Here is an 11,995-nt window from a genome sequence, read left to right as displayed (position 1 = left end):
CCTCGGCAGCGGCGCGGCGGCCACCGGACGACACCCCGCCGCGCGGCGCGAAGAACGCCTGAACGGCCCCGGTCAGCGCGACGCTGACCGCCGCCGCGGCGAAGAACAGGCCGATCGTCGCCGCCGTCCCCGCCCGCGACGGCGGAAGGACGATCTGGCGCGGCGCCGCGCGGAACCGCCCCGCGTGCTGTGGCGGGTGGCGCTGCGCGACGCGTCGGCCGCGCGCCGCCGCGCCCAGATCGACGACCTGATCCGGGGCGCCGTCGAGAGCGCCGTCCTCGCGCCGGGGGAACTGGGCGCGCTCGGCTCAGGGCGCAGCCGCGCGGCCGATACGGCGCGGCTGCACGCCCTGCTCGACGGCGTGGTCCTGCGCCCCCTGGCCGACGCCCCGCGCCTCACCCCGACCGGGCGCGCGACCTGCCGGCCCGGCGCTTGGCGGCCCGGCGCCTGGCGGAGCCGGCGGCCTGACCGGGGGCCGCCCGACCCGCCCGGCGGCGGGCGCGACGACCCCCGCGCGGGTCAGAGCAGGCCGTCCCACATCTGCTCGATGAGCACCGACCACCAGTTCTCCGGCGACGCTATCGCCGCCGGGTCCTGCGCGGCCAACTGCGCCTGGAAGTCGACCGTCCAGCGCCCCGCCTGCTCGGGCGTGAGCCCGATCCGCAGCGGCCACATCCGGCCGAGCAGCGCGAGGCAGCGGGCGAACTCCGGCAGGCTGGAGTTCACGAACTGCGGCGCCGCCGCGGGCGTACCGCCGGGACCGGCCTCCAGCGGCAGCGCGACGATGTGCGCCGTGCCGTACTGCACGCACAGTTGGCGGCCGAAGTCGTTCCCCATCACCAGATACGAACCCGCGTCCGACGCCGGCTGCAGGCCGCGCTGGGCGGCGAGTTCGGCGAGGGTGGGCACCGGCTGGCCCGGCTGGGCCTGGGCCCAGAAGAACGGTCCGAAGTCCGTCGGCAGCCCCGACCACACCAGCGTCTGGGCCACGATGTCCGGCACCCCGGCGCGCGAGACCGCGCGCTGGTCGAACCGGAACACCCCCTGCGGCCCGAACGCCCCCATCAACTCCTGCCCGATCACGTCCAGGCCGACCGGCGGCACCCGCAGCACCGCGTGCGGGTCGGGCATCGGCACCCGCTGCGGCTGCGGGCGCGCGGGCGCGCCCGCCACCTGGTGCAGCTCGCCCTGGTGGGTCAGCAGGTGCTGCACACCCTGCTGGCGGCTGGCGTGGTCCCTGCCGTACGGGGCGGTGTGGCTGATCCGCACCTGCGGCCACGTCTCCCGGATCATCCGGGTGCAGTAGCCGCCCGGCAGGTCGCAGGACTCCAGCTCGGTGTGCAGTTCCAGCACCTGCTCGGGCCGTATGCCCAGCGACCGCAGCTCGTGCAGCAGCTGCCACTCCGGGTGCGGTGTGCCCGGCGCGGACCGCCGGATCAGCTGCTGCTCGCTCCCGTCGTGCCCGCGGTAGCGCAGCACCGCCATGTACCCGGGGCCGACCGTCGGCACCGGGGCTCCCTGCGGATACCCGTACCCGGCCGGCGCCGGAGGCGGCGCCATCCCCTGCGGCCCGGGCGGCGGCGACCCCGCGCCCGGCGCGAGCATCGTGGCAGCGTAGTGCGGGTTCCCCGCCCCCGGCGGCGGAGCGCCCGCACCCGGATGCGGCGGGGGCGTCCCCACACCGGGCGGGGGAAGCGGCGGGCCGCCCGCCCCGGGCGGAGGCGGCGGGGTGCTGCCCGGGGTGGCGAGCATCGTCGCGGCGTAGTGCGGGTCGCCCGTGCCGGGCGGGGCGCCGGCGCCGGGCGGGGCGCCGGCGCCGGGCGGCGGCGGGGGAGTCCCCGCGCCGGGGGAGGCGGCGGAGCACCCGCTCCCGGCGGCGGAGGCGTGCCCGCGCCCGGCGCGAGCATGGTGGCCGCGTAGTGCGGGTCGCCTGCTCCGGGCGGCGGAGCGCCCACCCCGGGCGGAGGCGGCGGAGTGGCGCCGGGGGTGGCGAGCATCGTCGCGGCGTAGTGCGGGTCGCCCGTGCCGGGCGGGGGAGTGCCCGCGCCAGGCGGGGGCGGGGTCCCGGCGCCGGGCGCGCCCGGCGCGGGCGGCGGGGCGCCGGCCCCCGGCGGCGGAGGCGTGCCCGGTCCCTGCTGCGGCGCGCGCGGCGGGAGCCCGCCGGGCTGGGCCTTCGCCGTCTCCAGGCCCGCGATGTCCGCGGCGCCGAGGGGCGCCGGGGCGGGCGGAACGGCGCCGGGCGGCGGCAGCGGCACCGCCAGCCGGCCGGCGGCGGGTACGGCGACCCGCCCATCGTGTGCGGAACGCCCGGGCGCGGCCCGCCCTGCGGTTCCTGCGGCGGTGCGATCCTCGTCGGCGGCAGCGCGCTGCCCCTGGGCATCAGCTCGGTCTTCGCCTCCGCGCCGGCCCGCGGCGCGTCCTCGGGCTCGTCCGCGCCGGTGATCGGGGGCGCGAACACGGTCGCGGGAACCGCCACCGACTGCCCCTCGCCGGAATCCGTGACCGTCTTGCCGGCCCAGCTCCCGCCGGCGTCCGCCGCCGGCGCGCTTGCCCCGGCGTCCTGCACGGCGGCCCGGTCGGAGGGCCGCAGGTACGACACCTTGCCCATCCGGTCCTCGGCGTCGACACCCGCGCCGGCCGCGTTCTCCTGCCCGGTCGCCGCCTCGTCCCGCGAGTCCCGCGAGTCCCGCACGGCGCCAGCGTCGGCCGCCGGGGCGTCGCCCGGCCGCAGGTAGGAGACGCCGCCGACCGGGGCGGCCTCCGGCTCCGGCTCGGGCGTACGCGGCCTGCGGAAGTCGACGCCCCCCGGCCGCTCGCCGCCGGCCCGTTCCTGGTCGCCGCCGTCGCGGACCGGTCCGGAGCCGTCCGCCCCGGAACCCTGTGCGTCCGCGCCCCGCGCCCCGGAGCCCTGCGCGGGAACGTCCGCCCCGGACTTGCGGTAGTCGATGCCGTCCGAGGCCCCCGCGGCGTGCGCGCCCGCGGCCTGCGAGTCCACACCCTGCGAGTCGGCGGCCCGCGCGTCCTGGTACTGCGGGTCCGCGGGTCCCGCGCCCGTCGGCCCGGCCGCCGACCCCGGTGCGGAGAACTCCGGTGCGGAGAACTCAGGCGCCCCGGAACCGTGTCCGCCCCCGGCGCCGCCACCTGCGGCGGCTTCCGCCGGGCCGGCGTGGACGCGCCGCCGTTGGTCGAACCGCTCCTGCGGTCGGGGATGCCCATCCGGTCCGCCGCGTCCTGGAGCCACTGCGGGGGGCTCAGCAGGAAGGACGTCGCCTCCAGGTCGAGCCGCTGCGGCGGTTCCGGCACCGCGTCCTGCGGCTGCGCGCCGTACTCCTCCTCGTACCGCCGGATCAGCTCGCCGATCGGCAGTGCCGGCCACAAGGTGGCCTCGCCGCTGTCGCGGGCGATGATCACCCGGACCAGCCCGTCGTCGGACAGCGGGCCGCCCTCGCGCGACTCCGACCACACCACGAAGCCGAGGTCGAACTCGCGGACCCGGATCTCGCGCGTCTGGTAGGCCGGCACGTCAGCGTTGATCCAGCGCTCCGCGCGCTCCTGTGCCTGAGCGAACGTCACCATCGCGGCCTCACCCCTCCACCGGGACGGCCGTGGCGAAGCCGCCGTCCACCATCAGGTTCGCCACCGTCTCCAGCTCCGGCGGATTGCCGACCAGGCGCAGCAGGAACTCGTCGAGCGTGTCGCCGCAGCCGAGCAGGAGTTCGGCCACGCGGTCCGCCGGGGTGTCCCAGCGGTCGCCGTCGCGCGCGTCGTCGTAGGCGCAGAACCACACCGAGCCGGTGCGCTCGCCCCTCGTCTTGACCGCCAGCACGCCGCCCTGGACGTAGCCGATCGCCAGGTAGTCCTTCGTCAGGTGGTCGCGCAGGCACTTGTTCACGTAGACCAGGTCGTTGACCGCCGCCTCGTCGCGGACGGTGAAGAACGGCTGGTCGATCAGCAGCCCCAGCTCCGGGTCGAGCGCGACGCCCTTGGGCGCGCAGCCGCCGGCCGCCTTCAGGAAGGTGCGGTAGGCGCCGGGCAGGCGGTAGCCCAGCTCCTCCTCCACGTCCCGGACCTGCTGCTCGCTGACCGCGACCGGGTCCTTGGGCAGCCCGAAGTGCGCGGGCCGGGTCTCCTGGAGCGGGCGGGTGCCGCGCTTGCCGTGGTCGGCGACCGAGGTGGCCAGTCCTCCGTGGTGCCGCAGCAGCGCCTTGACCTCGACCGGGACCAGTTCGAGCCGGCGGGTGCCGAAGACGTGGTGCCAGGTCCAGCCGTGCGGGGTGCCGACCGGGGACAGGCTGCCCCACAGCTCGTGGCCGGCGGCGTGCATCGCCGCGTTCGCCGATACGTAGTCGGTCAGGCGCAGTTCGTCCACGCCGAAGCCCTCCGGCGGCTCCGCGATCTCCGCGGCAGCCCGTGCGTAGGGCGAGAAGTCCGGGTGGCCGTGCTCGTCGACCCAGACGCCCCGCGGGTGGCGGGCCGCCCTGACGGGGTCGGGGAAGTGCACGACCTGGCCCGCATAGGCCGCGTTGGGCGGCGCGGACTGCGCCGCGGCTCCTGTTCCCGGAGGTGCTCCCACCCCGTGCGCGCCTGTCGTCATGGCCGATGCCCCCTGCTGCTGCTCTCGCTGTCGACCACAGCCTAGGGGGTGGGGCGGAGGCGGTGAACGGCCTGGTCTCCGTACCTGTGGACAACTCCCGTCCTGAGCATGTCACCCGCTCGCCCCGGCGGCGCGGCGCCGGGCGTCAGTCCTTCTCCGCGGCCTTCCGCAGCTTCTCCGCCTGCTTGGCCGGGATGGCCGCCCGCAGCGTCGCGAGCTTGTGGTCGGCGCGGACCGACTCGTACGCGGCCGTGGTGTCGCCGACCCGGACCACGGTGACCAGTGCCCGGCCCGCGTCGCCCTTCGACGGGTCCGCGATCGTGTACGCGAGCTGCTGGTCGCCGGCCGGCGACGGCTGCGGGACGGCCTTGACCCGGAAGGTCGTGGTGACCCCGTTCCGCGTCGTCCGGTACGACGTGCAGGTGCGCAGCGCCGCGGCCAGCTCGTCCACCGCCTGCTTCGCCTCGCCCTTCTTGTACGTGGCGACGACAGTCAGGCTGATGGTCTTGGCGTTCTTGTCCTTGTCCGCGGTGTCGGTGAGCATCGCGCCGACGTACACCTGGCGCGGGTGCTTGGGGCGGCTGCTCCACTGGTCGGCGATCGGCTCGCAGGACCCCGGGACGGCCTGCTGCTCCCCGCCGAGCAACTGCGTCTTGCTGCCGGCCGGCAGCACCTGCACGTGGTCGACGTCGCCGTCGGTGAGCAGCGCCTGAGTGAGCTTCGCGGTGGACACCGCGCCGGACGCGCGCACGTCCTGCGGAGCCGGGGCTTTCTTGTCGCCGCCTCCGCACGCCGCGGTGAGCGCGAGCACCGGCACCAGCGCCGCGACCGCCGCCCCCGCCTTCACCGCTCCGGTCCGCCCGTCCACCTGGCCGCTACCGGCGAGTAGGCGGCTGACGGCACGTATCCGCCGATTCCTCATCGCATCGATTCCCTGTGTCGGTCCCGCCCCGGTCGCCGGGGAGCGCGCCCGTCCCGGCGCGGCTGCGCGCGGACCGCGCGGCAAGCGCCGGCCCGCTGCCGCGCGACTCTACGGCACCGGGCCGGCCCGACCGGACACCGCTCAGCTCACAAAGCGGTCACGAACGGGCGGCGACCTGCGGCCGGCGGTCGGGCGGTCGGGCGGCCTGGCGGCCATCCAGTCGCCCGCCCGGCCGACCCGTCACCGCCCGACCGCCAGGCCGGCGTCCACCCGGCGTCCACCCGGCGTCCACCCGGCGCCCGTCCGCCCGGCCGCCGTCCGTACAGCCGACCGCGACGGCCGACCGCGACGGCCGACCGCGACGGCCGACCGCCCCCGACCGCGACAGCCAGCCGCGACAGCCGACCGCGACCGCTACTCGCGCCGCCCCAGCAGCGCCGCCAGCTTCGCGGACTGCTTGCGGGCGACCGCGAGCGGCACCGGTCCCGCGCCGCCCGCCGCCTTCGTGGAGACGTAGGAGGTGACGGTGTCGCCGGTCCGCACCACCGTCACCAGGGCGGCGCCGGTCTTCTTGTCCGACGAGTCGGTCATCGTGTACGCGACCGACGCGTCGCCCACCCGCACCGCGGGACCGGGCGTGACGGTGAACGGCGTGCGCCGCCCCTCGCCGTCGGTGGCCTGGAAGGAGGAGCACGAGCGCAGCGCGGCCCGTATGCCGTCCATCACCCGCTGCGCGTCACCGGGCGCGTGACTGGCGATCAGCATCTGGTTGACCACCTCGGGTCCGCCGCCCTTGGACTCCTGCGCGAAGGTCGCGCCGACCGACGCCATCCGGTGCACCGCGGGCTTGGAGCCGACGACGTCCGCGAGCGGCTGGCAGGCCGGGGTGTCCGCGTGCAGCACGGACTGGCCGCCGCCGTCGGCCTGCGCCATCAGGTCGTCGGGGTCGAACCCCTCGGGCGCGGTGGTCTGCACCCCGTCGTCGTCGGAGGTCTGCTGGACCACCCAGCCGGGCACGTCCGCGTCGGTGACCAGGGCCCGCGTCAACTGCTGCACGGTGAGCGGCGCGTGGCCCGCGAGCGTGGACGCCGCCGACGGCGAGGCGCCGGACCCGCCGTCGGGGGCGGTTGACCCGCCGCCCGAGCAGCCGGCGGCGAACATCAGCGCGGGCAGGACGCCCAGGACGACGACGCCCCGCCGGACACGGGAGGTCGCAGAAGAAGGTGCGGGACGCGCGGAACGGGGTGGGGCAAGGGACTTGCGCATGGGGTCACGTTCCCTCGTTCGGCAGTGGGGGGAGCCCGCGGATGCGGGGCCGAGCCCCGATCTTCTCCGCACCCGCCGCGGGGCGTCCATGGCGCGGACGCAACGTGGGCGCAATCTGTGCACGTGCTGTGTCGACGCTGCCGACGGAACGTCACACCTCGGTGACATGGCCCACACAGGATGGCCCCTGCCCGGCGTATCGCTTCCGCATCCGACGGCGCGTTTGGCACTCTGATCGACATACGGGGGAACGCCCGCTTCCGGCGGGCGGACGGAGGGATGCACGTAGAACATGACAATGCACGCACCGGCGGCGGGGGCCGCCGATCCGAGGCTGAGCTGGAGCGCCGCACGCAGCGCCGGAGGGCCGCCCGTGCTGCGGCACCGCAGGGACGGGATCCTGCCCGCGGTGGCCGCCGCGCTGTCCATCCGCGACGAGGTCCTCACCTGCACCGCGGCCAAAGGCGAGCAGGCCCCCGAACTGCACCCGATCGTGCGGGACTTCCTCGACGCGCTGCCGGCCGGCCAGCGTGAGCGGTTCACCGGCCGGTGCGCGGAGGCGGTGCTGATCTCCCGGCACCTGACCGCCGTCGAGGCCAACCGCGGCAAGCGGGCCTCGCGCAAGCCGCTCACCCAGGGCGAGGCGCGCAAGGCGCTGCGCGGCGCGAAGGTCACCGCCCGCCGGATACGCGAGGACGGCGACCCCACCCACGGCGTGTACGTGCCGCCGTGCCGCTCCTGCGCGCCGCTGCTCGCGCACTTCGGGGTGCGGCCGGTCAACCCGGGCGATCCGGCCGTGCCCGGCTCGGAAGGGGCATGAACGGCCGTATGACCGGCGGCACCACACGTTTCCCGGTCGGCGTCGACGCGGCCCTGCGCGCGGCGGGCTGGCAGCCGGGCCGCTGGGACATCAAGCAGGCCGAGGAGTGGGCGGACGCGCTGCGCGCCCATGTCTCGCCCGGCGGCCACCGGCACGCGGTGTTCCCCGCGGCGGTCGAGGCGTGGGCGGAGTTCGGCGGGCTCTCGGTGCCGGCCGCGACGGGCCCCGCGCGGCAGATCGCGCCGTCCGCGCTCCTCCTGGACCCGATGCGCGGCCTCCACCTGGCGCGCACCCTCGGCGACCTCGGGCGCGCGCTGGAGACCGAGGCCGCGCCGCTCGGCGAGGAGCCGGCCAGCGGCGCGCTGCTGGCCATCGACGCGGAGGGGCGGGTCTACACCGTCGACCACACCGGCGACTGGTACGCCGGCCCGGACATCGACAGCGCGCTGGCCGCCCTGGTCGGCGGCGTCGCCCCGGTCCGCCTCACCGTGCGCTGATCTGCCGCCGTCCGCCCACGGGTCGGTCCGGCGTCCACCCGTGGACCGGCGACCCTGAGTCCGGCGTGCGACTGGAGTCGCAGTCCCCTAAGGGGACGTCCCTACTTCCGGATGCCCGCGGTTCGTCCCGGCGGAGGACGATCCGCCGCCGCCGGCTGCATACGGTCATAAGGCGGGGTGGGGCTACCCCCACCACCGGGACGGAGACCTTCCCCATCGTGTGCGCGCCCCTGCGCCAGCAGGCTGGAAGCACACCGATCGACGCGAACGACCAACGGGAGAGACAGTGACGACGGCCATGACGATTCCCACGGCTGGGGGCAGCGGAGAACGTTCGGCCGTTGCCGCCGCGGCGCGCACCGTGACCAAGGCGTACGGCTCCGGCGAGACCCGCGTGCTCGCGCTCGACGCGGTCGACGTCGACATCGCGCGCAGCAGGTTCACCGCGATCATGGGCCCCTCGGGCTCCGGCAAGTCCACGCTGATGCACTGCCTGGCCGGCCTCGACACGGTCTCCGAGGGCCGCATCTGGATCGGCGACACGGAGATCACCGGACTGAAGGACAAGCGGCTCACCCGGCTGCGCCGCGACAAGATCGGCTTCATCTTCCAGTCCTTCAACCTGCTGCCGACGCTCAACGCGGCGGAGAACATCACGCTGCCCATGGACATCGCGGGCCGCAGGGTGGACCGCGACTGGTTCGACCGGGTGGTGGAGACCGTGGGCCTGGCCGGCGCTCAAGCACCGCCCGACGCAGCTGTCCGGCGGCCAGCAGCAGCGGGTGGCGGTCGCCCGCGCGCTCGCCGCCCGCCCCGAGATCATCTTCGGCGACGAGCCGACCGGGAACCTCGACTCGCGGGCCGGCGCCGAGGTGCTCGGCTTCCTGCGCCGCTCGGTCGACGAACTGGGCCAGACCATCGTGATGGTCACCCACGACCCGGTCGCCGCCTCCTACGCCGACCGCGTGCTCTACCTGGCCGACGGCCGGATCGTGGACGAGATGTACAGCCCGACCGCGGAGTCCGTGCTGGAACGCATGCTGCGATTCCATCCGGGGGACGACCCCCGCACCCCCGGTTCCTTCGACGGCCGCGGGAGGACCTCGTGACCGTCCTCAAGACCTCGGTGCGCAACTTCTTCGCGCACAAGGGCAGAATGGCGCTCTCCGCGATCGCGGTCCTGCTCTCGGTGGCCTTCGTCTGCGGCACCCTGGTGTTCACCGACACCATGACGGCCACCTTCGACAAGCTCTTCGGCTCCACCGCCTCCGACGTCACCGTCTCGGCCAAGAAGATCGACGACCGGCAGTCCACCGGCATCCCGCAGACCGTGCCGGCCTCCCTCCAGGACAAGATCGTCCACACCGCCGGAGTGGCCGCGTCCGCCCCCGACGTCACCAGCCAGGACGTCACGGTCGCCGACGCGCACAACAAGAAGATCAGCCCCGACTCCGGCGCCCCGACCATCGTCAGCAACTGGGACCCGACGGAGAACAAGGCCGTCGAGCTGTCCTCCGGCCACCTGCCCGCGGGCGCCTCGGACGCGGTGGTCGACGCCGACACCGCCGCCAAGCACCACCTGCGGATCGGCGACCGGCTGCGCGTCATCGCCGTGCCCGGCGACTTCGACGTCACCCTCACCGGCATCGTCACCTTCCGTACCACCAACCCCGGCGCCGCGGTCGTCTACATCGACACCGCCACCGCCCAGGCCAAGCTGCTCGGCGACACCCGCGCGTACACCGGCTTCGGCGTCACCGCCGCCAAGGGCGTCACCGACGAGCAGCTCAAGGCGCACGTCAAGGCCGCCATCGGCAGCGGCTACACCATCGACACCGCCGCCGAGACCAAGAAGAAGGACAAGGACGACCTGGGCGGCTTCCTGAACTTCATGAAGTACGCGATGCTCGGCTTCGCCGGCATCTCGGTCCTGGTCGGCATCTTCCTGATCGTCAACACCTTCTCCATGCTGGTCGCCCAGCGCACCCGGGAGATCGGCCTGATGCGCGCCCTCGGCTCCAGCCGCCGGCAGGTCAACAGGTCGGTGCTGATCGAGGCCGTGCTGCTCGGCGTCACCGGCTCGGTGCTCGGCATCGGCGGCGGCATCGGCCTGGCCGTCGGCCTGATGAAGCTGATGGGCAAGGCCGGCATGAACCTCGACACCTCCGAGCTGACCATCAAGGCCACCACACCGGTGGTCGGCCTGGTGCTCGGCGTCGTCGTCACCGTCCTCGCCGCGTACATCCCGGCCCGCAGGGCGTCCAAGATTTCCCCGATGGCCGCGCTCCGCGACGCCGGCACCCCCGCCGACGGCCGCGCCGGACGCGTCCGCGCCGCGGTCGGCGTGCTGGTCTGCGCGGCCGGCGCGCTCGCCCTGATCGGCGCGGGACAGGCCGACAAGGCCGGCACCGGCGGCAGCCTGCTGGGCCTGGGCGTGCTGCTCACCCTGATCGGCTTCGTGATCGTCGGCCCGCTGCTGGCCGGAGTGGTGGTCCGCGCGGTCAGCGCGGTCCTGCTGCGGTTCTTCGGCCCGATGGGCAGGCTCGCCGAGCGCAACGCGCTGCGCAACCCGCGCCGCACCGGCGCCACCGCCTCCGCGCTGATGATCGGCCTCGCGCTGGTCGCCGGCCTGTCGGTGATCGGCTCGTCCATGGTGGCCTCGGCCGACGACCAGCTCGACAAGTCCGTCGGCGCCGACTTCATCGTGCAGAGCGGCAACGGCGCGCTGCCGATCACCCCCGCCGCCCTGAAGTCGCTGAAGAGCGCGAAGGACATCGACCACTTCACCGACTACACGATGGTCAATGTCACCCTGACCACCCCGTCCGGACAGCGGATCAAGACCGACATCAGCGCCGCCGACCCGCACTACGCCCAGGACGTGCGGCTGGACACCACCGCCGGGAAGCTCGCCGACGCCTACGGCAAGGGCGCGATGTCCGTGCCCGAGGGACTGGCCACCAGCCACCACCTGAAGGTCGGCGACGAACTGGGGGTCGCCCCCGTCGGCGGCGTCCCGACCCGGCTGCGGATCGCCGCGATCACCAGCGACGACACCCTGCTGGAGAACGGCTCCCTGTTCACCGCCCTGGACACCGCGCGGGCGATGCTGCCCGGCGACAGGATGCCGGCCGACCGGATGCTCTTCGCCAAGGCCGCCGACGGCAAGGAGAAGGAGGCGTACGCCTCGCTGAAGGCGAGCGTCACGGACTACCCGCAGATCGACGTCCGCAACCAGGCCGACTACAAGGACGTGCTGCACAAGCAGGTCAACCAGCTGCTCTACATGATCTACGCGCTGCTGGCGCTCGCGATCATCGTCGCCATCCTGGGCGTGGTGAACACCCTGGCGCTGTCGGTGGTCGAGCGGACCCGCGAGATAGGCCTGATGCGGGCGATCGGCACCTCGCGGCGGCAGCTGCGCCGGATGATCCGGCTGGAGTCGGTGGTCATCGCCCTGTTCGGCGCGCTGGTCGGCCTCGGCCTCGGCCTCGGCTGGGGCGCCACCGGGCAGAAGGTCCTGTCCACCCAGGGCCTGGGCGTGCTCTCCGTGCCCTGGCCCACGATCCTCGGGGTCTTCGCGGGCTCCGCGGTGGTCGGCCTGCTGGCCGCGCTGCTGCCGGCCTTCCGCGCCGGCCGGATGAACGTCCTGAACGCCATCGCGACGGACTAGGACCGCCCCCTAGGACCGCCCCACGCGCAGCGTCCCGGCCCCGGAACACGGCACCCCCGTGCTCCGGGGCCGCCGGGCACCGTCCGGGACGTCGTAGGCTGGAGGTACCCCGGCCCGTGAGACGTGCCGGGCGATTCGCGTTGCCCGCACTCGCACAGCCCAGGGCACACGCGAGCCGCGCGGGGTCCCCACCTCGCGGCCCGCCCGCACCGTGCGCCCGCCC

Annotated in this window: 8 protein-coding genes and 2 pseudogenes; 6 read left to right on the top strand and 4 right to left on the bottom strand. The window is 75.1% G+C overall.

Translation table 11 applies throughout. The annotated features are described in order from the left end of the window. Nucleotides 1–519: 519 nt before the first annotated feature. Nucleotides 520–2,036 (bottom strand): annotated as a pseudogene (locus VSR01_RS37755) (SUKH-4 family immunity protein); the annotation flags it as partial. 258 nt (nt 2,037–2,294) lie between these two features. Here VSR01_RS37755 and VSR01_RS37750 point away from each other — a divergent pair. Then, on the top strand, nt 2,295–2,735 hold the full coding sequence (locus VSR01_RS37750) for a hypothetical protein (protein ID WP_442785456.1): 441 nt from the start codon (nt 2,295–2,297) through the stop codon (nt 2,733–2,735). Between the two features lie 383 nt (nt 2,736–3,118). Then, entirely contained in the window at nt 3,119–3,514 is a 396-nt protein-coding gene (locus tag VSR01_RS37745; RefSeq protein ID WP_442785455.1) for a hypothetical protein, read from the top strand. Between the two features lie 69 nt (nt 3,515–3,583). Here the strand turns inward: VSR01_RS37745 and VSR01_RS14075 are convergent, their stop codons facing one another. The 3 genes from VSR01_RS14075 to VSR01_RS14065 all read right to left on the bottom strand — a co-directional run bounded on the left by VSR01_RS14075 (nt 3,584) and on the right by VSR01_RS14065 (nt 6,782). Beyond that, nucleotides 3,584–4,594, bottom strand: a complete 1,011-nt coding sequence (locus tag VSR01_RS14075) for an SMI1/KNR4 family protein (protein ID WP_326449557.1) — start codon at nt 4,592–4,594, stop codon at nt 3,584–3,586. Nucleotides 4,595–4,739: 145 nt separating this feature from the next. Beyond that, complete coding sequence (locus tag VSR01_RS14070) at nt 4,740–5,516, bottom strand: hypothetical protein (protein ID WP_326449556.1); 777 nt, start codon at nt 5,514–5,516, stop codon at nt 4,740–4,742. Between the two features lie 414 nt (nt 5,517–5,930). Continuing rightward, the gene (locus tag VSR01_RS14065) at nt 5,931–6,782 is read right to left on the bottom strand and encodes a hypothetical protein (protein WP_326449555.1); all 852 of its coding nucleotides are present in this window, start codon (nt 6,780–6,782) and stop codon (nt 5,931–5,933) included. A 298-nt stretch (nt 6,783–7,080) separates the two neighbouring features. Here VSR01_RS14065 and VSR01_RS14060 point away from each other — a divergent pair, with 298 nt between their 5' ends. The 4 genes and pseudogenes from VSR01_RS14060 to VSR01_RS14045 all read left to right on the top strand — a co-directional run bounded on the left by VSR01_RS14060 (nt 7,081) and on the right by VSR01_RS14045 (nt 11,772). Continuing rightward, nucleotides 7,081–7,602, top strand: a complete 522-nt coding sequence (locus VSR01_RS14060) for a YwqJ-related putative deaminase (RefSeq protein WP_442785672.1) — start codon at nt 7,081–7,083, stop codon at nt 7,600–7,602. Beyond that, entirely contained in the window at nt 7,599–8,099 is a 501-nt protein-coding gene (locus VSR01_RS14055) for an SUKH-3 domain-containing protein (protein ID WP_326449553.1), read from the top strand. Before VSR01_RS14060 ends, VSR01_RS14055 begins: the two co-directional genes overlap by 4 nt. A 286-nt stretch (nt 8,100–8,385) precedes the next feature. Continuing rightward, a pseudogene (locus VSR01_RS14050) lies at nt 8,386–9,208 on the top strand (ABC transporter ATP-binding protein). Further along, nucleotides 9,205–11,772, top strand: coding sequence for an ABC transporter permease (locus VSR01_RS14045; protein ID WP_326449552.1), 2,568 nt, complete (start codon nt 9,205–9,207; stop codon nt 11,770–11,772). Before VSR01_RS14050 ends, VSR01_RS14045 begins: the two are co-directional and overlap by 4 nt. Nucleotides 11,773–11,995 lie beyond the last annotated feature (223 nt).

The sequence above is a fragment of the Actinacidiphila sp. DG2A-62 genome (assembly GCF_035825295.1).
Taxonomy (GTDB): domain Bacteria; phylum Actinomycetota; class Actinomycetes; order Streptomycetales; family Streptomycetaceae; genus Actinacidiphila.
This window is presented reverse-complemented; position numbering and strand designations above follow the sequence as displayed.

Coding starts and splice junctions, on each gene's coding strand:
- VSR01_RS14075 (WP_326449557.1), bottom strand. CDS start 4,594: ATGACGACAGGCGCGCACGGGGTGGGAGCACCTCCGGGAACAGGAGCC.
- VSR01_RS14070 (WP_326449556.1), bottom strand. CDS start 5,516: ATGAGGAATCGGCGGATACGTGCCGTCAGCCGCCTACTCGCCGGTAGC.
- VSR01_RS14065 (WP_326449555.1), bottom strand. CDS start 6,782: ATGCGCAAGTCCCTTGCCCCACCCCGTTCCGCGCGTCCCGCACCTTCT.
- VSR01_RS14060 (WP_442785672.1), top strand. CDS start 7,081: ATGCACGCACCGGCGGCGGGGGCCGCCGATCCGAGGCTGAGCTGGAGC.
- VSR01_RS14055 (WP_326449553.1), top strand. CDS start 7,599: ATGAACGGCCGTATGACCGGCGGCACCACACGTTTCCCGGTCGGCGTC.